Below are 19068 nucleotides of genomic sequence, written 5' to 3'. Positions count from 1 at the left end.
GATTTCTTCCCGGGAAGGTGATTGTTTGCCTTGCTTGTTGTAGTTTATAATGATTTTAAAATAAACGAAAATATATCTTTTGACATACAGTTGATACACCTGAGTATATGGAGTTGAATCGAATGGAATTGTTGCAACTGCACTATTTCCGAACAGTGGCCAAGTGGCAGCATATGACGAAAGCCGCCCAGGAGCTGCGAATTGCTCAGCCTGCTCTCAGCAAAACCATTGCTCGGTTGGAAGAGGATGTCGGAGTTCCGTTATTTGACCGCGAGCGAGGACGTATTCGGTTGAATACATTTGGGAAGGCGTATTTGGAGCGTGTAGATAAAGCACTGAACCTGTTGGAGGAAGGTCAAAAAGTCGTATCGGATCTAGCCGGAATGGAGCATGGTCGTATTCATCTGGCTACGTCGACCTTGGATCTGTTATCAGAACCGTTGGGCAAGTTTCTCGCCCTCCATCCAGATGTACATTTCCATATCACGCAAGCCACCATCGAAGAAATGGCAACCCTCCTGGAGTCAGGTGAAGTGGATATTTGCTTCACGCATTTGCCGATCAGGGTGCCGGATATTTTGACAACGCCCGTATTGAAAGAAGATATTCATGTAGCTGTCCCACGCACACATCACTTAGCCAAGCAAACCAGTATTCGACTAAGCGAGTTGGCTGAAGAGTCCTTTATCGGCTACAGGGAAGACTTTCCCATCCAAATGCTATACGATCAGTTCTTTCAAAAAGCAGGGATTACCCCCAAATTCGCTTGTCGGGTAGATGATCCCGGCTCTATCCAAAAGCTGGTCCGCGCAGGTCTTGGCATCGCCCTCTATGGCTGTATCAGTCGAGAGGAAGACCCTCACCTTGTCATGCTTCCAATCGAACACCCGATCTGTCAGCGACATTTTCAAATGATTCGCCACGAAAAAAGATATCTCTCCCTGGCAGCACGCAAATTCTGTGATTTTATCGTCCAGTATTTTGCGGCGTCTCTTGAAAAATAAGCCCCTTTCCAACAGAAAAAAGCCTGGCATCATTCGCCAGGCTCTTCCCCCTACTCTTGTTTTCTTTTTTTCATACGTAAAATAATGCCGTCAATGAGCAGTCCAATCCCCGCTCCGTAAAAAGGGGCCGCAAACCGAGTTCCTTCAGCAAGCGGCAGGTCTTTCAAATACACGATAAACACCCCGATAATAAAACCGATCATCGTGTAGCGCAGCCGGGTCGCCCCCATCAAACGACACTCCCTTTCACGCTACTTCCCGAATTTATTTGGCATTTTCATGTTTTTCATCGTACGGCTCATTTGTTTAAGCTGCTTTTGGTTGAGATTCATCCCCATTGAACGGGCCATGGCTTGAAGCTGCTTTTCGTCCATTTGCATGTTGGACATTTGTTTTTTCAAGAAATAAGTCCCTCCATAAAATCCACCAGCGAGACCAATTAACAATGTAACAATTGGAATTACCCAGTTGTACCAAGCCATCAATACATTACCATCCTCTATACGTAATTATGAACCCTTTTATTGTACCATAGTTGGGCTATCTTCTGTAAATTGTGATTAGAAAACTTGGAAAATGAGAACACTGCCCTCAACAATATCTTTGTCTCAAGCATATTCTACTAGCAAGAGGTGAAACAACTATGACTCCAATTGTGATTCTGGACGCTGGACACGGTGGCAGCGATCCAGGAGGAGGAAACAACACGCAATTTACCGAGAAAGATATGAATTTGCAAATATCGCTCTATCAATATAATCGCTTTTTGGCTCTAAATATTCCTGTCGCTATAACACGGACAACCGATGTGACTCTGACAAGTGAGGCTCGGACTGCTTTGGTTCGAAACAGCGGTGCTCGCTACTGTATCTCGAACCACATTAACTCAGGTGGCGGCCGAGGCTCCGAGGTCCTTTACTCGATTTACGGCGCCCCAACCTTTCCCCAATTGATCCAGGATGCCCTGGCAGCGGAAGGGATGCCGAATCGACGCATTTTTACGCGGACACTGCCAGATAATCCGCGGCTCGATTACTACTTCATGCACCGGGAGACTGGCAGCGTGGAGACGGTTATCGTCGAGTATGGCTTTGCCGACAATGCTTTGGACGCAAATAAACTACAGCAGGATTGGCGAGATCTCGCGGAAGGGGTAGTCCGGGCATTTTGCACGTACGCTAAACTTCCATACCAGCCCCCTACGACTCCTACTTCTACTCCAAAACCCACTGCAGCACCGACCCTTGCTCCCACCACTTCTCCTGGAAACGGAGGAGGGAATGTGCCTGACTGGAAGCAGGAAGCCGTCAACTGGCTGTATGATCATGGCTTTTTAACAGACGAACAATGGCGTCAGCAGCCTGACCAACCTCTGCCGCTCTGGGCACATGCTGTCATCCTGAAGCGTTTATTCGAAAAGCTCAAAATGTAACGCCTCAGTTAATCGTTTGCCTTAAAACGGGTCAGCGGCGTATCCGTTAGGCCCGAATAGTTTCTTTTTGCTGGCACACTCACCAATTCGTCCTCTGGGTAGCGGTAGGCGGTTAACATTCCGCCGAACACACATCCTTGGTCGATGTTGATGGTGCCATTTTTTCGTTTTGGTTCTGGATGCGGATCATGTCCCCATACGATTATGGGCGAAGTCACTTTTCGTTCTTTTGCCCATTCTCTGCGGATCGGGCGCCCATCCGGTCCCGTCCCAGCCACATCGCCATATCGGCAAAACGTGTAGACTGCAGGCGAATCCATCCCTATGTAATCATCACGAATCCCCGCATGAACGGCGACCGCTACTATTTTTTCATTCCGTTTGATGATCATGTGCGAAGGTGAAGAAAATAGCAATCTGCGACTCTGTTCTCGCAGTAAGGAGGCCTTCTTCGGCCCGTATTCTTGCTGATACAGCCGAATCTCCTCTTCTACCTTTTCATCTCCGTGAGCCAATGTCACTGGCCTGCCATCCAACCAGCGGGCTACTTTCCATCCGTGGTTACTATCCACCATTTCAGCCAAACCTGCCGTGACATGATGGTGAAAAAATTGCAGCATTTTGATCGAGTATGGTCCACGACTCGTGATATCACCGAGGGAAAGGAGCTTTCGGCCATGGGGATGGCGGTATGTACCGTCTCGGGTTTGTCCATATCCCAAGCGTTTGAGCAATTCTATAAATTCGTCGTAACAGCCGTGAACATCCCCAACGATATCCACACCATTGTCAGCCGAAAGCACCTTGGAGCGTGTTTGAGGTTTGTGCCTCATAGCCCGTCCCTCCTTTCCGTTATCTCTCATTCGTTACTTACTATCTTTACCACATCTGCGAAAAAAACTCACGGTTTGTGTACAAGAAAACTGTTTAAACAAGTAAACGCGCGAAAGAGCTCCTATTTACCGAGGAGCTTTTTGGCGCGTTTACCTATACATGATGCTATGTGATTAGCCTAAGCTATGCGTATGCACGTAAATGGCCGCTTGCGTGCGATCCTCCACATTCAGCTTGGCAAGAATGTTGCTCACATGAGTCTTGACCGTTTTGATCCCGATAATCAGCTCATCTGCAATCTCTTGGTTGGACTTGCCCTGACCGATCAGCTTCAAAACCTCCAACTCACGCGGCGTCAGTTGCTCATGGGGATGGGACTCTTGACCGTGACGGAAACGCGCCATGATTTTTCCTGCTACCCTCGATTCCAAAACTGGCTCACCCGCAGCAGCAGAGCGAATTGCCTTAGCAATCTCGGCTGCACGCGAAGTCTTCAGCAAGTAGCTGAATGCACCTGCTTCAATGACCGGATATACCTTTTCGTCATCAATAAAGCTGGTCAAGACGATAACCTTACTGGATGGACAGCTTTCACGAATACGCCGAGTCGCCTCCACACCACCGATGCCTTCCATGACCAAATCCATCAAAACGACATCTGGGCGCAGCTCTTGCGTCATCCGCACCCCTTCTTCACCACTGCCTGCCTCTGCTACAACTTCAATATCGTCCTCTGTAGACAAATAAGCAGCCAGACCCATCCGAACCATTTCGTGATCATCTACCAGTAGTACCCGAATCACCGAGCCTTCACCCTTCCCGTTCCGTCTGTAACATTAGAGGAATACGCACCTCAATTTGCGTCCCCTTCCCAATTGCCGAGTAAATCTCCATGGAGCCTCCGACCTCTGCTACGCGCTCTTGCATGCTGCGCAAACCGTAGGACGTCATTTTCTCCCCATCCGGATCAAAACCAACACCGTCATCCGTTACCCGCAGGCGAACCTGCTCTTGCAGCGTAAACAGCTTCACTGTAATCTGGGTAGCTCTGGCATGCCGCAATGTATTGGACAAGGACTCCTGCAAAATACGGAACAAATGATCCTCAATTCCACTCGGCAAGCCTTCGACGTCTTCGATCTCCCAAGAAAGCTGCATGGTATTTTTACGCGTCAGCTCATCTAAAAGTTCCAGAATGGCTTCCTTCAATGACTTGTTTTGTAACGTAGCCGGACGAAGATGCAAAAGCAATGCCCTCATCTCCGCTTGTGCAGCTGCTGCCATCTCTTCGACCAATTCAATCTGTTGTGCGGCACGTTGAGGATTTTTTTCTACAAGCCGCTTCATCGCCGCAGTCGTCATGGCGATGGCGAACAGTTGCTGGCTGACTGCATCATGCAGTTCTCTCGCCAATCTCTGTCGCTCCTCTGTAACCGCTGCATGCTTCAATTGTTCTGCGAGAGCTGCATTGTGGTTCGACAGCCGCTGCAAAGATGCCACTTGTTCTTCCCATTGCGAAGCCAAGCGATTGATCTGCCATCCTAATTCGCCGACTTCATCGACGCCCAATTCAGGGACCCGATACGACAGCATCCCGCGCCCAAGCTTCATGGCAGCTTCCCACAGTACGCTGAGTCTCTTTTTCAACAAATTGCCGATAATATAGGAAATGATCAATGCCACTAAGACACCTGCGGGCAAAGAGACAACAAAAGCAGCAAGCTGGATCAAGCCCTCTGGATCGGCAGGCAGATTGATGCCTATATATTCTTCAAGCCACCACACGAAGTTGCGGTCGCTGATCATTTCGTTGTACCACCGGTGAATCCCGGGGTGATCTCTCCATAAAAAATATAGCCAAAAGAAACAAATAAACGCGGCAGTAACTGCACTGACGGCCAGTAACATGCCATAGCGCACGTATTGCCACTGAATACTTGCCAATCGCTGTCGACGCATCCGCCAGTACCTCCTAGATGTACTTGACTTTTATATCGCCGACAAGCAGCGAGATATGCAAGTTTACTTTTTGAAATGCTTCATCATACTGATCCGAACGAATCTTAACGCTGCGATTGATACCTCCCTGACGGTGGCTTAGCACCTCCAGGTCACCAATACTCAACCCTGCCGTTACCGATACAGGAAGATCGACAGGCACATAAATCGTCACATCGCCTATCCAGCCCTCTACGACAAGAACTGCCTCATCCCGCATCAACACTGCCCGGGAAAGATCAATCACAACATCCCCGATTCCATGCCAGACATGCAAGTGATTCAGTTCAAAACGCCCCGAGGTCAGGTGATAATCTCCAATCAGAGAACTGCGGGAATCTTTTGGCAACGTGTCATCAGGTGATGAAGACATTCTTTCGTGATGAGGAATTTTGCCACCAACATGCTTCCATTTGTTCCAGCTGTCTATCCAAGGACGTTCCTCTGTTGAAACCTTCACGTCACTCGTAACACTCGCATCACTTGTCACAATCGTCTCCGCAGCAGATGAGGTCCCCATATCGCCCATTGGTTGATTCACGTGGTGATCTCGTTTGCTGTTCTTGCCCCGAATCAACTGAAACCCGAAATAAATAAACACGATTGGCACTGCAATCTGGAACAAATCATCAATCCCGACACCAAACCACATATCCATCGCGATAATGGTCCCCAGGGAGAATAGAATTCCTCCGCCAATCCTATTTTTCTGCCCCCACAAACGAAGGCCGAAATAAATAAGCACCATCGGCCACAAATCAAACAAACCGAACGAAATGATACCCAAACTGTCTAATAAAAGGCCGATTCCCGTAAAAATAATCAGGATACCAGCCAACATTTTGTGCAAACGGGACAGTTTCACAAAAGTCTCCTCTCTCACGCCCCATGCTGATCGTTTTCACTTTGACCATTACGACATGTATAGATGAATGCAGGCGGAATGTTCAACAGGGTAAAGTCGATCTTGACCCAGGGAAAACGATCCTGCAACTCAGCTTGGAGTTGTAGCGAATATTGGAATGTAATAAATAGGCCCCCTGGCTTCAGTACAGATTGAACTTCGTCCAGAATTGCTGCCCGCAGCTCTTGTGGAAAATTGGCGAATGGCAGACCTGAGATAATGACATCTGCACCTGCAAGGTCCCGCTCCTCCAAGTAAGACCTAAGTTTAGTCGCTTCCTCCCTGATAAGAAGATCGGGAAAACGTGATTGAAGCATAGAGCGAAAATGGGAATCTCGTTCCACAAGCACGTACTCTGTGCCGGGACGCAAGCGCTGATAGATCTTTTGGGTAAATGCCCCTGTACCAGGTCCCAGCTCCAGGATCACATCGGTTGAAGCCCAATCGACGCTTTTCAACATTTGCTCACATAAAAAACGAGAGCTGGGGATTATACTACCGACGCGTCCAGGCTCAGCGATAAACCGCCGCAAAAAGACCAAGAAGTCCTGCAAGAATCGTACCTCCTAGGGGAAAAGCAGCCTGATGTACACAGGCTGCCGAATTGACACAATCTATTCTACACCCAGTCCCCCAGTTCCTGTCGAATTAGGATTGTACTGGTTTGGCTACCGGTGTTTTTACTTCATTAATGGATGCTTTGATGCTGGCAAGTTCTGCATCGAGATCATCCTTTTCCAGTTCAGACAATGCGTTCTCCCAAGCGCGGTTCGTTTGGCGCCATTGTCCACTCATTTGCGCTTCCGCTTCCATGCGCATGACTTTTTCTTCCATGCGGGCGAAGCCACGGCCTGCAGACTGATTGCCGATACCGACAACTGCTTGATTGACTTGTTTTTGTGTACGAGCTACTTGTGCACGTGCCATTAGTGTGAACCTTTTCGCACGCATTTTATAGAACTCTTCCTTCAGTTCAGCCAGCTTCTCGCGCATTTGCGTAGCTGCCTCGGATGCTGACAGGTAGAGAGCTTCATATTCCGCTGCACGGCCTTCGTACTGCTTCTTGTCAGCAAGTGCTCGACGAGCCAACTCGTCTTCTCCCTCCGTCAAGGCGAGCTTGACTTGACGATCGCGTTTTTCGATCAGAGCATTGGCTTCGTCCAATTGCTGACGGAATTTCTTTTCCAGTGCAACCTGACGGGCAACCGCTACTTCAACTTGTCCGATTTCTACTTCCATGTCACGCATATATTGATTCAGCATCACTACCGGATCTTCCATCGAATCCAATGCATCATTCACCGAAGCTACTGTCAGGTCACGCAAACGTTTAAAGATACTCATTATTTTTTCCTCCTCATCATATCACATCATATTGTTCATCCAAAAGACTCTTGCGACGTAGTGTTATTGTGGTCGTCTTCTTACGTTTCTCTCCCAATTGTCCAGCGTATCTTCCTTTAATACTTTTTGGGCCCACTCACGCTCCCAAGCAGGTGGAGCTTGTTTAGGTTCTTGACTGGGACGCAGTAAGCGATATCCCAGATAAATTACCCCAATGGCCAGAAGCGCGTGAAACAGTAGGTCAAGCTTGCCAATCAACATCAGGAACCCGAAAAGGAAAACTAGGATTCCCCAAAAGCGTGAACCGGTTTGTCCCATGATCTTTTTGGCACCGTATATCATGATCACACCGGGAATGATGAACCCGAGCAAGTCTCCGATATCGATACCCACCAGATCTAGAAGAACCAACCCACCGACTAGCAGCAGAACCAGCCCGAGTAGAACTTTGCCAGACCGTTCGCTCATTACTCGCTTACCTCCATTCGTTTTGCATGTGGTGCTTGTGGAACGTTATGCCCTTATTGTAGCCCTCGGTATAGGCTTCCCATAACGGGCGTGCGGTTGGTTTTTCCCTCCGTCCTTGGACGGAGACAATTTCCTGCCCTAATCGGACGAGCTGTCTCGCAAGGCAGAACAAGTCCCACGTCGAAAGGTGGCTTGCACTGTCGAACGAAAACGTTACAACATTTGACGGTATTTTTGTGACGAATATGTGAACGTACAGATGAAAAAGAAGGAAAAAAAGGACTCGCGTAGAATCTTCGTAAGAGTGCGTGTAAAAAAACATCGAAAAATAGCCGAATTCCGCTTGGCGGAAACGGGGGAACCACGTTTTTGGGGTGAATGGTTGCTACTCCTAGCAGCCTAGGGCGTCCTTTCGACCGAACCCTTCAGCTAACCTCGTAGGCTCACGAAGGGAGCAGTTTCTTTTGCGCAAGGTAGTTTTATCTTTATTTATGGCTGGAATGCTTGCTATGGGGGCAGGCGCTGCACAGGCTGCTGAGGGGAATTCTCTCAATGAAGTAGTCAGCGACTTGTACGGTACTCCTTACAAATCTTCCGGCTCGTCCAAAAAGGGCTTTGACTGCTCCGGTTTCACGCGCTACGTATTTGATGCGTTAGGTGTAGACCTGCCTCACAATTCTGCTTCCCAGTACGAATTAGGTACAGAGGTAGCGAGAAAAGATTTGCAGCCAGGTGATCTCGTGTTCTTCAATACGAACGGTCGCAGCATTTCTCACGTGGGTATCTACATTGGAGACGGCACATTCGTGCACTCGGAATCTGGTCGTGGAGTCGTCAACACCAAGTTGAGCGATCCATACTACTGGAGCAAGCGTTATGTAGGCGCCAAGCGTCTCAGCGTTCCTGTTCTAGCGAAAGCAGAAACTCCGAAAAAGGAAAAAGCGGTGCAAGCTGCATCGTTGCCGGAAAAACCAGCTCAAAAATAGTCGTTCGGCAAAATAATAAAAAGCCAGGGACATAATGTCTCTGGCTTTTTCTGACGAAATTTAGTACCTGGTCTAAAGAGGTACCCTCACATATTAGAACAACTTAATAACTTACGGGGTTTCTTCCCCTGATCAGGTCAAAGCATGTTATGATAGACAAGACCCATTCTTTGAATGGTATTCCTTATTAATAGAAGTAACTGGGGGTTGTTCCGGTGAAAGATCACATTTTAATTGTCGATGACAATCTGGAGATTATTGAACTGCTAGAAGACATTTTGGAGAACGAGGGCTTCACCGTTTCCTCCGCAGAGAGCGGAGAAAATGCACTCTCGCTGCTCAGCCAAGGAGAGCGACCCAATCTGATCCTTTTGGATATTATGATGCCCAACATGAGTGGCTATGAGCTCTGTTCTCAAATTCGCCGTGAGTGGGATTTGCCTATACTGTTTCTCAGTGCAAAAGGAAAAGCGGTAGATAAGGTAGTCGGCTTCGAAATCGGCGCAGACGATTACATCACGAAGCCTTTTGATACAGAAGAGCTCCTCGCTCGCATTCGTGCCCACCTGCGTCGCTATGAGCGCATTCGCAAGCATACGGAAGAGCAGCCTGAGAAGGAAACAGCCTCTTCTCCGATTACCGTTTTGAAATTCAAGGACCTGGAAATTCATAAAGAAACGTATTCCGTTTATGTATGTAATCAGAAGATTGAGCTCTCTACAAAAGAATTTCAACTGCTCACCTTCCTCGCAGAAAATGCGGGCATCGTCTTTACAAGAGAGCAAATCTACGACCGTGTCTGGGGATATGGTTATGGTTCACTCAATACAGTGACCGTCCATATCAAAAACCTCCGTGAAAAGTTGGAAACAGAGCGTCAGTTCATTAAAACACAATGGGGGACAGGCTACGTATTTATCGGGGAGAAGCTTTAAATGAGCTTACGCAATAAAATTCTTCTCTCCTTCATTGCCTTGATCACACTCAACATCTTGTTGTTTAAATTTGTTTTTCAAGACATTATTGTCGCTCAACTCAAAAATGATCGACATAATCAGTACCAGGCTGAGAAGGAAGCTGCAGAGAAGGTCATGCTCAATCAACTGCTTCTCGTCAGTAATTTCAAGGACCCAATCGAACGTTTGGAGCTTGAAAAGCAGTTGCCAGACGACGTGATGTACCGCATGCTCGTGAAGGATGCCGATGGAAACACCATCTACAGCAAAACATCACGCGCCTATAATTTGAAAATGCCTTCTCCCTCCTCATCAAACCGTGGCGATTCTTCCAAGCAAAGTGACCTTAAAGTGGTAGCTGAGTACCATTTTCAACAGGAGCCACCGCGTACAGGGGAGATTGTTGTTTATTTCTACACAGATGATTACGACATGATGGCTACGACAGGGGTTTCCATGATGCTTTGGTTTATTTACGGAAGCATTAGTCTGGTTGGATTGGTTCTGCTCGCTTTATTCGTTCGCTGGATACTGCGGCCCGTGAACGAATTATCGCGCGTCACCCAAGAAATCCAGGAAGGGAAACGGTTAGTAACATTTACGTATCGATCACATGATGAGTTTGGGCAACTCTTTCGATATTTCGGGGATATGGTTGATGAGCTTCGCTTAGCGGAAGAAAGACAGGCCGAAATGATTGCTTCGATCGCCCACGACTTCCGCACACCTCTCACCACGATCAAAGGATATGCGTCATATATCGGCTCCGGTCGTGTGACGGATATGACCAAAATACAGAAACAGATGAGTAAAATCGAGTTTAAAACGACGGACTTGGAAAAGCTGCTGGATGAGTTGCAGGACTTCACCACCCAAAGCTCCGAAGTCCGACTCAACATAAATCGCATTCATGTCAAAAGCTTCTTGAGAGGAATCATTGAGGACTATTTGCCGAGGATCAAAGAGGCAGGCCTCACCTTTCAATGGAAGCTGCGTATCTCCAATGAACTACACATCGAAGCGGATGAGACCAAACTACGACGTGTCATGGAAAACTTGTTGAACAACGCCATTCACTACAACAAACCGGATGGCTCCATTTACCTTACTTGTGATCAGCGAGAAGGGCATGTCCTTTTTACTGTGATCGACAAAGGAGAAGGAATCGCCTCTGAAGACTTGCCGAAGATTTTCACCAAGTTTTATCGGGCGGAAAAATCACGAAATCGCAACAGTGGCGGTACTGGCCTAGGCTTAACAATTTGCAAAAGCATCGTTCGCCTTCACGGCGGAGATCTGATGGTAAATAGTGAACTGGGAATGGGAAGCAGCTTCTCCTTCACCATCCCCTTCTTCCACGGGTAGCTTTCACAAGCTACCCTTACTTTATATAGATTTATTCTCAGTTAATTATTTCTTTATATTTTGTTGGTAAAATATTTTTTGTAAGCATGTTGCTTTCAGTGATAAATAACCCCCAGTTCGGTATCTGACACAATCGGCGAAACCGTATTGATAAGATGCCTCTTTTTTTGTCCCCTATTTCCATTTTTTTCTATCTTTTCTCCAAACGCATCGGCAGTCCGTTCTTTGGACGCAAGGTGACCAACGGCTCGGGCTCCACTTCCTGATTCGGTTCAGCCAGTCGTAGTCGATATCGCTGCGCGATCGTCGCCAATAGCAAAGCTGCCTCCATCAAAGCAAAGTTATTCCCGATACAAACACGCGGCCCACCGCCAAAAGGGAAATAAGCATAAGCTGGATTTCTTTTTAACAGGTCGCTGTCAAAACGCTCTGGAATGAATTGTTCAGGCTGCTCATAGTAGCGTGGGTTACGGTGCATGACATATTGGCTCATCATCAGTGTTTCGCCTGGCTTGTACGTATGACCGCCGATCTCAACCTCTTCTACTACTTCTCGATTAATCGTCCAGGCTGCAGGATAGAGCCTCAGTGTTTCCTGTACAATGAGATTTGTATACTTCAGCTGGGGAAGATCCTCAACTGTCGGCAGCTTTTCACACAACACCGTTGACAGCTCGTCATGCAGCTTTTTCTCTACCTCGGGATAAGTAGCCAGCAAATAGAAAATCCAAGACATGGTATTCGCAGTCGTCTCATGGCCAGCTACAAAAATGGTCATGACCTCGTCGCGCACCTGCTCGTCTGTCATTCCTTCCCCATCATCTTCATCACGCGCAGCCAAAAGCATCCCCAACAAGTCCTTTTGCTCTTCTCCTTCGCTATTACGACGAGCTTCGATCAAGGAGTAGATCGTTTTGTCCAACAGCTCACTCGACTCCAGGAACTCCCGATTGCTTTTTGTAGGTACGGACAACGGAATGTCGATAAAAGATGAGCCTTTATTTGCCACGTACTTCAAACCGACATCGATTGCATGTCCAATCTGATCGGCACCTTCCTTGACGGTTTTGCCAAACATAGTCTCCGTAATAATCGCAAGGGTTACTTTCATCATGTCCGAGTGAATATCGCGCAGTTCCCCGGTTTTCCAATCCGACATGAGATCAACTGCTTGCCGGACCATCACATCTCCGTAGCTGGCGATACGCTCTCGATGAAAAGCTGGCTGCATAAGTCGCCGTTGTCGCAGATGCTTTTTTCCCTCACTGGTGAGAATTCCATCCCCAACGACTGGTCGTGCTGACTGCAATCCTTTCCCTTTTCGAAAATGCGCTTGCTTGCTGACCAAAACCTCTTTGATGTGATCCGGATTCGTTAGCAGGTAAACATGGCGGGAAGGTCCGAAGCGAAAATGGACGACTTCTCCATGCTCTTCTACAGCGTCGCGGATGAACTGAAGCGGCGATCGGCGAAATGCCATCAAGTTTCCAGAGATCGGAAGGCCTTTTGGGCCAGTGATCGTTATATTCATACGTCTCCTCCTTTTTACATGCAAAATCCTACCGATAGTATCCGGCACGATAAGGAGATTATGCGAAAAAAAACCACCCGAACTTCGGATGGCTTACGAAATCATTTTGATTATCGCGTAACAGGTTGATCTGTGCGCAACAGACGAGAAGCAATCAGTCGCTCGCGTACCTTGATGCCAATCAGAGAAGCCAGAACTGCTTTGACAACCCCTACAATGAGGAAAGGAGTTACACCAAAAGCGACAGCTGTATCCCATGGAATGTCCATGACGTATTTGAGCTGTAGGGTACCAAAAGCGAGTGTGACAAACATGCCAATGATATTGGCGATGATGGCGTTTTTCAAGGTGAATCTCGTTTTCTCCAAGTAGAGCCCGGTCACATAAGCGGTTGCAATAAACCCAAATATGTATCCACCGGATTTGCCGACCAATATTTGCAATCCGCCTTTTGCCTCGCTGAATACAGGTAATCCGACTGCACCGAGCAAAACGTAAATAACCAAAGCCAGTGTCCCGTATCGTCTTCCCAAAATGGTCGCCGTCAGCCCTACTGCTAACGTCTGTGCGGTAATTGGAATCAACGGCAAGGGAATCGTCACCTGCGACAATACCGCTGTCATTGCAGCAAAGATGGCAGAGAGCAACAGCCATCTCAAGCGTTCGTTTCTCATGCGTACTAGCCTCCGTTTTGTTAACTAAAAATATTATAAGGTTAACAAAATAATAATACGCATCTGCCCTTTTGTAAATCCCCGTTCTGTCCGCTTACCTTTTTGCTTGTTGATCCATGTATAGCTGCAGCTTTTGAAGTGACTGAACCGTATGATCGATTAATTCGTTCAGGTCATCGATGTTGCCTTCATCAATTTTTCGATGAAAGTCCAGCGTCACCTGATTGGTTATTTGCTTCGGTGGCCAATCGATTCGATGCTCCTCTAATTTAGCCGATACTTTCTGTGTAATATACGGTCTTTGACCCCAAATGTCATTGAGAATCGATGTGATTTCTCTCGCTTCTCCGGGCACATCTCTGTAATTTTCCATCTGCAAGGTAAAATGGATGCAAATCGTACATCCGATATGATCTGTCAGCGGCTGTTCTAACTGCTCAGCTGCAATATCAGCTAACTTGGTACGAAGCTGCATCTCAGCACGGACAGCTACGGTATGATCATGTTGATCAGCCAGCTTGAACTCGATCTGAAACTGTCGATGGAATGTAGCCATATCCATGACATCCGAACGGTTCGTAATCGTGATTGCCCCTTCGAAGTCCCGGTCGTATACCGCACCTTCCAACACAACCCTGATATTGTCAAAAACAAGCGGATGAAACATCTCGCGCCCTCCTTTTCTCAGGCAATCGGGCCCTTTCTATTTACAGTATATAGCATGCCTGCTTTCTACTTGTTTTGCAAGTGGACCGACTTCCCCATGGCGGCGCCTCCAGGAGAGTGGTACCATGAGAGTGATCCAACCTTTGAGGTGACAGCCATGTTTTTAATCGGAATTCTAATCGTTGTTGCAATCCTTGGTGAAATTATTCATCGTTTGAATCCATGGAAAAAGCGGGAACCGGTCTATGAGGATCTCGTCGCCCAAATCAAACAGACAGACTGGTACCAGGAGTTGTCTCGTGATCAGGCGTGTCGTTACGTTTTGGACAACGATCCGCATGTCCAAGCCTACTACGCAAGTACGTATGAAGCCAAACGTCTCCTAACACAGGAAGGCTTTCAATTGGGGCTGATTGATTACGTCAAGCAGGAAGCTGCAAAGCACGCCGAGAAACCGCGCTGACATGCGAAAAAGCCGTTGTTATGGAACAGCGGCTTTTTCTTTGAATCAAAAAACAGGTATACCTGCCATGGCTCATGCCCTGTGGTACACCTGTTTTATCCAGTATTCATGGTCGACTTAGCGTTTTTGATGATAGTACTTGTAAGCGTCAAAGGATGCTTGCTCTTGGCATGGTGCGCATTCTGTTGCATACGATTCAGCTTGTTCGTGGATCATCTGGCCGCAAGCAGCACAGCATTTTGCTTCGAGATTGCGAAAGAAAGTAGTGATTGGCGTCATGATTAAAACCCCCCGTGTGTTATTATCTGCATTGTATTACAACAGCATCTGTTTTATAAAAGTTTGTTATAATACATTACGCCGATTTATCTTTCTCTCTCGCTCATTCTCTCTTCATTGCTCCTTTTTTCGCTGTATTCATACATTTTTGCAAATTCCGCATCTGTTGTATCACAAGAACCTAAATCAGCAAATTGAACAAATACGGATCATGCGTAATCTCTACATAGCGGATACCGTGCTGCTTCATCCGACTGACTAACGGCTGATAGTCATCTTTGCATTTCATTTCAATGCCAACCAGCGCTGGACCATTTTCTTTGTTGTTCTTTTTCGTATACTCAAAGCGTGTGATATCATCGTGTGGCCCCAGAACTTTTTCCATAAATTCTCGCAAGGCTCCGGCACGCTGTGGGAAATTGATGACAAAATAGTGCTTCAAGCCCTCATGTAGCAGGGAGCGCTCCTTGATCTCTTGCATCCGGTCAATGTCGTTGTTTCCGCCACTGATGACACACACTACGTTTTTCCCGGCGATTTGATCCTGGTAGTAATCGAGAGCAGCAATCGACAGGGCACCTGCAGGTTCTACGACGATGGCATTGCTGTTATACAACTCCAAAATGGTTGTGCACACCTTGCCTTCTGGCACCAGCACGATGTCATCCAGCAGCTCCTGACAAATACTCATCGTTAGCTGCCCCACTTGCTTGACGGCTGCACCATCAACAAACTTGTCAATTTCATCTAGGGTGACAACATCATTTTGTTCCAAAGCGGCTTGCATCGAAGCTGCTCCTGCTGGCTCGACACCAATGATCTGTGTGTTCGGGCTGATGCCTTTTACGTACGTTCCCACACCCGCTGCCAATCCACCTCCGCCGATACTCATAAAGACGAAATCAGCTGGTTCTTCCATGTCATTCATAATCTCCAGACCGACTGTTCCTTGTCCGGCTACCACCAATGGATCGTCAAACGGATGGACAAAGGTCCGATCTTCCTGAATGCAATACTTCATCGCCTCTGCGAATGAATCATCGAAGGTGTCACCGATCAATACAACTTCTACATAGGAGCCGCCAAACAGCTTGACCTGCGATATTTTTTGACGTGGGGTGGTCGCTGGCATAAAGATCGTGCCTTTGATTTGCAAATGGTTACACGAATAGGCAACACCCTGCGCATGATTGCCCGCACTTGCACAAACGACACCACGCTCCCGCTCCATTGTCGAAAGATTCCGCATAAAATGATAAGCACCGCGAATCTTGAAGGAACGAACGACTTGCAAGTCTTCTCTTTTCAAATACACGTTGCAGCCGTAGCGCTCAGACAGTACCTTGTTTTTTTGCAAGGGCGTCTTCTCCACCACGTCTTTCAATGCGTGATTGGCTACTACGATGTCTTCCACTCTAACCGTGTGCATATATATGTTCCTCCTAAGTATCTTCTCTGTTGTTTTAGGGACCAGACCAAATCAAAAAACCCCCGCCCCAAACCAGCTACGCACAATTTGCGCATGGCTGGCTGAGGCGAGGGCATCGCGGTACCACTCAGCGTCTCTGTCTTCCTCACGAAAAACAGACTTAGGAAGTTCACTATGAAACTCCCGTCCGATAACGAGGACGAATTCGTTGTCCTATACTCAATGGCTAGACAAGCTGATTTTCCAGGACAATGCTCCAAGGTGATTTTCAAAACAGGCTGGCGGCCATTCTTTCAGCACGGGGAACGGCTCTCTGCACGCTGCTTACTGTTTCTACTCTTCCTTTTCAACGCTCATACATACGAACTATTCGAATTAGTTAAACATTCTACGCCGAAACCCACAAGTTGTCAATCTTCTTGTTATTTGGCAGGAAAGCAATGACAAAAAAACGGGTTCCCTTTCGAGCTATTGCACTCAAAACGGCACCCGTTTTTCTATTCGCTACATCCTATACTGCTTCGTAAATCGCTTCGTAACGCTTGCCGATTTCTTCATCTGTGAAACCAGCTTCACGCAGACGGCCGATCAGTGCATTGGCCCAAATTTCAGTGCGCTGCGCCATTTTCGCGTATTTTTTCGCTTCCTTGATTTTGCGCTTGGAGCGCTCTTCACCGTTGGACTTGAGGTTGTCGAGGATGAACAGCATGTGCATGGTATCTTCCTCGTTCAACGTCTCCCAGCTATCGTTTAGAAACGCGGTTACCTTTTTGTAGTAGCCATCAAACTCGTCAAAAGAAATCTCAGTATCCATGTTGAGATATTCTTTCATTTTTTCAAATAGATCTTGCATCTAGCGTCACAACTCCCTCATTATTCTCCGCACTATTATATCAAAAACAAAGCAGGACAGGAAGTTGCCATTATCTGACTGGCATCCCGAAGCTCTCGCATACATGCAACGTCTCTCGTAATGCTCTATAATAGGGAAATACTGAATTGCTTGAGGAGAACGGGACAGATGACAACGCATAAAAAAGAACAAGACGCCAGCATCCGTGTCGGCCAGCAAATGACGCTCACGATCAAGAGCTTGGGCATTAATGGCGAAGGGATCGGTTATTTTAAAAGAAAAATCGTTTTCGTAGAGGGTGCTCTCCCTGGCGAGGTCGTCCATGCAGAGGTGACTGAGGCAAGAGAAAAATACGCGACCGCGCGTCTTTTACGAGTCGTTGAAAAATCAGCATCTCGCACGAAGCCCCCCTGTCCGGTCTATGCGGAGTGTGGCGGATGCAGCTTGCAGCACATGGATTATGCCGCACAGCTCGCGAGCAAGCAGGAAATCGTCATCGAGTCACTGCGTAAATACGCTCGACTGAATCAACCACCAGTCGCCCCTACGATTGGTATGGATAATCCGTGGTCATATCGAAATAAAGCACAGTTTCAGGTGGGCAAGGAAAAAGGCAAGCTCATCGCTGGACTGTATCAAACAGGTAGTCACAAGCTCGTCAATTTGGAAGGCTGTCAGGTGCAGCATGAAGCAACAACAAAAATCGTCCAAACAGCGAAGCAAATCATCGAGGAGCTCGGGATTCCGATCTACGACGAGAAAAAACGGACGGGCGTCATCCGCACAATCGTAGCTCGTGTCGCTTTTGCTACGGGTGAAACGCAATTAACACTTGTAACGGCTACCCCAGAAATTCCACGGGTGAAAGAGCTACTTTTGGAGCTCCGTACGAGACTGCCTGAGTTGGTAGGAATCGCGCAAAACGTAAACACGCAAAAAACGTCACTAGTTTTTGGTGACAAGACAGTATCTTTGTGGGGCAGGGCTTCCATTGCTGAAAAACTGGGTGAGCTGTCCTTCGACTTGTCGGCTCGTGCCTTCTTCCAATTGAATCCCGAGCAGACACAAAAGCTGTACAATCAGGTGAAAACGGCTGCTGGACTGACTGGAAAAGAGCTCGTCCTCGATTTGTATTGTGGTACAGGGACGATTGGCTTGTGGCTCGCTCCTTATGCCCGCGAGGTTCGCGGGATCGAGCTGATTCCTGAGGCTGTCGAGGATGCCAATCGCAATGCACAGCGTAACCAAGCGTCGAATGCCAGCTTTCACGTGGGTCGTGCCGAGGTCTTGATGCCAAAATGGGCCAAACAAGGGACTCGACCAGATGTCGTCGTAGTCGATCCACCGCGGACTGGGCTGGATGATACGCTGATTCGTTCCTTGTTGGATGTGCAGCCGAAGAAGATTGTGTATGTGTCTTGTAATCCTTCTACGCTGGCGAAGGATGTTGGGAAGCTGATGCAGCGTTATGAGTTAAAGAGTGTGCAGCCGGTGGATATGTTCCCGCATACGGCGCATGTGGAGTGCTGTGCGTTGTTAACGAGAAAATAGAATTCTGAAGTAGCACATTTACCGAATAACATGTGGTTTTATAGGAAAAAGCTCAAGCAAATTTCAGCTTGAGCCTTTTTGTTTGCATGTTGATGATGAAACAAGCTTGCTACCGACATTCACGATCTGCTGCTTCTACTTGCAGGGGAGGAGCGTAAACATGTAAAACGGACTTGCCTCTTGCCAATGTTTCAGCAACAGAATATCGTTAAAGTCCTTCAATGAATAGCGGAGGGTGTCAACATACGAGGATGGGTTAGAGTGACAGGCTCCATGTTTTGAACCTTTTATTTTTGATCAATTTTTAATACTATAAATACTATTGAATACA

Annotated in this window: 22 protein-coding genes, 1 riboswitch and 1 other annotated feature; of the genes, 7 read left to right on the top strand and 15 right to left on the bottom strand. The window is 47.4% G+C overall.

Annotated elements, in window-relative coordinates; all coding sequences use genetic code 11:
* Positions 1-122: 122 nt before the first annotated feature.
* Entirely contained in the window at positions 123-1004 is an 882-nt protein-coding gene (locus ACKKE8_RS05795) for a LysR family transcriptional regulator (protein ID WP_409177338.1), read from the top strand.
* 50 nt (positions 1005-1054) lie between these two features.
* On the opposite strand, the gene ACKKE8_RS05790 is transcribed toward ACKKE8_RS05795, so the two are convergent.
* Entirely contained in the window at positions 1055-1234 is a 180-nt protein-coding gene (locus ACKKE8_RS05790; protein WP_017250129.1) for a hypothetical protein, read from the bottom strand.
* 21 nt (positions 1235-1255) lie between these two features.
* The gene (locus ACKKE8_RS05785; RefSeq protein WP_409177337.1) at positions 1256-1486 is read right to left on the bottom strand and encodes a YneF family protein; all 231 of its coding nucleotides are present in this window, start codon (positions 1484-1486) and stop codon (positions 1256-1258) included.
* A 161-nt stretch (positions 1487-1647) separates the two neighbouring features.
* Here ACKKE8_RS05785 and ACKKE8_RS05780 point away from each other — a divergent pair, with 161 nt between their 5' ends.
* Positions 1648-2436 (top strand): N-acetylmuramoyl-L-alanine amidase, encoded by a 789-nt coding sequence (locus tag ACKKE8_RS05780; RefSeq protein WP_409177336.1) that lies wholly within the window; start codon positions 1648-1650, stop codon positions 2434-2436.
* A gap of 8 nt (positions 2437-2444) precedes the next feature.
* Here ACKKE8_RS05780 and ACKKE8_RS05775 read toward each other — a convergent pair whose 3' ends face one another.
* From ACKKE8_RS05775 to ACKKE8_RS05745, 7 genes are all read right to left on the bottom strand, one after another.
* Positions 2445-3269, bottom strand: a complete 825-nt coding sequence (locus tag ACKKE8_RS05775) for a metallophosphoesterase (RefSeq protein WP_409177335.1) — start codon at positions 3267-3269, stop codon at positions 2445-2447.
* 174 nt (positions 3270-3443) lie between these two features.
* Positions 3444-4073, bottom strand: a complete 630-nt coding sequence (locus tag ACKKE8_RS05770) for a response regulator transcription factor (RefSeq protein ID WP_007721557.1) — start codon at positions 4071-4073, stop codon at positions 3444-3446.
* Between the two features lie 7 nt (positions 4074-4080).
* Positions 4081-5229 carry a histidine kinase gene (locus ACKKE8_RS05765; protein WP_409177334.1) on the bottom strand — a complete coding sequence of 383 codons (1149 nt, stop codon included), beginning with the start codon at positions 5227-5229 and terminating at the stop codon, positions 4081-4083.
* 13 nt (positions 5230-5242) lie between these two features.
* Positions 5243-6133: a cell wall-active antibiotics response protein LiaF gene (gene liaF, locus ACKKE8_RS05760; RefSeq protein ID WP_409177333.1), complete on the bottom strand. Its 891-nt coding sequence runs from the start codon at positions 6131-6133 to the stop codon at positions 5243-5245.
* A 14-nt stretch (positions 6134-6147) separates the two neighbouring features.
* Positions 6148-6726, bottom strand: coding sequence for a class I SAM-dependent methyltransferase (locus tag ACKKE8_RS05755; protein WP_409177332.1), 579 nt, complete (start codon positions 6724-6726; stop codon positions 6148-6150).
* Positions 6727-6820: 94 nt separating this feature from the next.
* Positions 6821-7516, bottom strand: coding sequence for a PspA/IM30 family protein (locus ACKKE8_RS05750; protein ID WP_409177331.1), 696 nt, complete (start codon positions 7514-7516; stop codon positions 6821-6823).
* 63 nt (positions 7517-7579) lie between these two features.
* Positions 7580-7984 (bottom strand): LiaF transmembrane domain-containing protein, encoded by a 405-nt coding sequence (locus tag ACKKE8_RS05745; RefSeq protein ID WP_409177330.1) that lies wholly within the window; start codon positions 7982-7984, stop codon positions 7580-7582.
* A 320-nt stretch (positions 7985-8304) separates the two neighbouring features.
* A riboswitch (cyclic di-AMP (ydaO/yuaA leader) is annotated at positions 8305-8444 on the top strand.
* Positions 8445-8448: 4 nt separating this feature from the next.
* On the opposite strand from ACKKE8_RS05745, the gene ACKKE8_RS05740 reads away from it, so the two are divergent.
* From ACKKE8_RS05740 to ACKKE8_RS05730, 3 genes are all read left to right on the top strand, one after another.
* Positions 8449-8970 carry a C40 family peptidase gene (locus ACKKE8_RS05740; protein ID WP_409177329.1) on the top strand — a complete coding sequence of 174 codons (522 nt, stop codon included), beginning with the start codon at positions 8449-8451 and terminating at the stop codon, positions 8968-8970.
* 215 nt (positions 8971-9185) lie between these two features.
* Positions 9186-9905: a response regulator transcription factor gene (locus ACKKE8_RS05735; protein ID WP_409177328.1), complete on the top strand. Its 720-nt coding sequence runs from the start codon at positions 9186-9188 to the stop codon at positions 9903-9905.
* Positions 9906-11291: a sensor histidine kinase gene (locus ACKKE8_RS05730; protein WP_409177327.1), complete on the top strand. Its 1386-nt coding sequence runs from the start codon at positions 9906-9908 to the stop codon at positions 11289-11291. It abuts the gene before it with no gap.
* 190 nt (positions 11292-11481) lie between these two features.
* Here the strand turns inward: ACKKE8_RS05730 and ACKKE8_RS05725 are convergent, their stop codons facing one another.
* The 3 genes from ACKKE8_RS05725 to ACKKE8_RS05715 all read right to left on the bottom strand — a co-directional run bounded on the left by ACKKE8_RS05725 (position 11482) and on the right by ACKKE8_RS05715 (position 14163).
* Positions 11482-12822: a cytochrome P450 gene (locus ACKKE8_RS05725; RefSeq protein WP_409177326.1), complete on the bottom strand. Its 1341-nt coding sequence runs from the start codon at positions 12820-12822 to the stop codon at positions 11482-11484.
* Between the two features lie 110 nt (positions 12823-12932).
* Positions 12933-13496 (bottom strand): biotin transporter BioY, encoded by a 564-nt coding sequence (locus ACKKE8_RS05720; protein WP_409177325.1) that lies wholly within the window; start codon positions 13494-13496, stop codon positions 12933-12935.
* A gap of 94 nt (positions 13497-13590) precedes the next feature.
* Positions 13591-14163 carry a hypothetical protein gene (locus ACKKE8_RS05715; protein WP_409177324.1) on the bottom strand — a complete coding sequence of 191 codons (573 nt, stop codon included), beginning with the start codon at positions 14161-14163 and terminating at the stop codon, positions 13591-13593.
* A 96-nt stretch (positions 14164-14259) separates the two neighbouring features.
* Here ACKKE8_RS05715 and ACKKE8_RS05710 point away from each other — a divergent pair, with 96 nt between their 5' ends.
* Complete coding sequence (locus ACKKE8_RS05710; protein WP_409177323.1) at positions 14260-14625, top strand: hypothetical protein; 366 nt, start codon at positions 14260-14262, stop codon at positions 14623-14625.
* A 117-nt stretch (positions 14626-14742) separates the two neighbouring features.
* On the opposite strand, the gene yhfH is transcribed toward ACKKE8_RS05710, so the two are convergent.
* The 3 genes from yhfH to ACKKE8_RS05695 form a co-directional block, all read right to left on the bottom strand.
* The gene (yhfH, locus tag ACKKE8_RS05705) at positions 14743-14904 is read right to left on the bottom strand and encodes a protein YhfH (RefSeq protein ID WP_007721579.1); all 162 of its coding nucleotides are present in this window, start codon (positions 14902-14904) and stop codon (positions 14743-14745) included.
* Positions 14905-15085: 181 nt separating this feature from the next.
* Positions 15086-16333: a threonine ammonia-lyase IlvA gene (gene ilvA / locus ACKKE8_RS05700; protein WP_409177322.1), complete on the bottom strand. Its 1248-nt coding sequence runs from the start codon at positions 16331-16333 to the stop codon at positions 15086-15088.
* 99 nt (positions 16334-16432) lie between these two features.
* Positions 16433-16692, bottom strand: a binding site (T-box leader).
* A gap of 152 nt (positions 16693-16844) precedes the next feature.
* Positions 16845-17186 carry a hypothetical protein gene (locus tag ACKKE8_RS05695; RefSeq protein WP_409177321.1) on the bottom strand — a complete coding sequence of 114 codons (342 nt, stop codon included), beginning with the start codon at positions 17184-17186 and terminating at the stop codon, positions 16845-16847.
* A 168-nt stretch (positions 17187-17354) separates the two neighbouring features.
* Here ACKKE8_RS05695 and rlmD point away from each other — a divergent pair, with 168 nt between their 5' ends.
* The gene (rlmD, locus tag ACKKE8_RS05690; protein WP_409177320.1) at positions 17355-18737 is read left to right on the top strand and encodes a 23S rRNA (uracil(1939)-C(5))-methyltransferase RlmD; all 1383 of its coding nucleotides are present in this window, start codon (positions 17355-17357) and stop codon (positions 18735-18737) included.
* The last annotated feature ends 331 nt before the right edge of the window (positions 18738-19068 follow it).

The organism is Brevibacillus fortis (assembly GCF_046196545.1).
Lineage (GTDB): Bacteria > Bacillota > Bacilli > Brevibacillales > Brevibacillaceae > Brevibacillus > Brevibacillus fortis_A.
The sequence above is the reverse complement of the archived record's forward strand: the minus strand, read 5'-3'. Positions and strand labels throughout refer to the sequence as shown.

Bases quoted from the DNA above. Each gene is read 5' to 3' on its own strand.
- ACKKE8_RS05795 (WP_409177338.1), top strand. From the start codon at position 123: ATGGAATTGTTGCAACTGCACTATTTCCGAACAGTGGCCAAGTGGCAG.
- ACKKE8_RS05790 (WP_017250129.1), bottom strand. From the start codon at position 1,234: ATGGGGGCGACCCGGCTGCGCTACACGATGATCGGTTTTATTATCGGG.
- ACKKE8_RS05785 (WP_409177337.1), bottom strand. From the start codon at position 1,486: ATGGCTTGGTACAACTGGGTAATTCCAATTGTTACATTGTTAATTGGT.
- ACKKE8_RS05715 (WP_409177324.1), bottom strand. From the start codon at position 14,163: ATGTTTCATCCGCTTGTTTTTGACAATATCAGGGTTGTGTTGGAAGGT.
- ACKKE8_RS05775 (WP_409177335.1), bottom strand. From the start codon at position 3,269: ATGAGGCACAAACCTCAAACACGCTCCAAGGTGCTTTCGGCTGACAAT.
- yhfH (WP_007721579.1), bottom strand. From the start codon at position 14,904: ATGACGCCAATCACTACTTTCTTTCGCAATCTCGAAGCAAAATGCTGT.
- rlmD (WP_409177320.1), top strand. From the start codon at position 17,355: ATGACAACGCATAAAAAAGAACAAGACGCCAGCATCCGTGTCGGCCAG.
- ACKKE8_RS05695 (WP_409177321.1), bottom strand. From the start codon at position 17,186: ATGCAAGATCTATTTGAAAAAATGAAAGAATATCTCAACATGGATACT.
- ACKKE8_RS05765 (WP_409177334.1), bottom strand. From the start codon at position 5,229: ATGCGTCGACAGCGATTGGCAAGTATTCAGTGGCAATACGTGCGCTAT.
- ACKKE8_RS05780 (WP_409177336.1), top strand. From the start codon at position 1,648: ATGACTCCAATTGTGATTCTGGACGCTGGACACGGTGGCAGCGATCCA.
- ACKKE8_RS05745 (WP_409177330.1), bottom strand. From the start codon at position 7,984: ATGAGCGAACGGTCTGGCAAAGTTCTACTCGGGCTGGTTCTGCTGCTA.
- ACKKE8_RS05710 (WP_409177323.1), top strand. From the start codon at position 14,260: ATGGCGGCGCCTCCAGGAGAGTGGTACCATGAGAGTGATCCAACCTTT.
- ACKKE8_RS05730 (WP_409177327.1), top strand. From the start codon at position 9,906: ATGAGCTTACGCAATAAAATTCTTCTCTCCTTCATTGCCTTGATCACA.
- ACKKE8_RS05720 (WP_409177325.1), bottom strand. From the start codon at position 13,496: ATGAGAAACGAACGCTTGAGATGGCTGTTGCTCTCTGCCATCTTTGCT.
- ACKKE8_RS05725 (WP_409177326.1), bottom strand. From the start codon at position 12,822: ATGAATATAACGATCACTGGCCCAAAAGGCCTTCCGATCTCTGGAAAC.
- ilvA (WP_409177322.1), bottom strand. From the start codon at position 16,333: ATGCACACGGTTAGAGTGGAAGACATCGTAGTAGCCAATCACGCATTG.
- ACKKE8_RS05750 (WP_409177331.1), bottom strand. From the start codon at position 7,516: ATGAGTATCTTTAAACGTTTGCGTGACCTGACAGTAGCTTCGGTGAAT.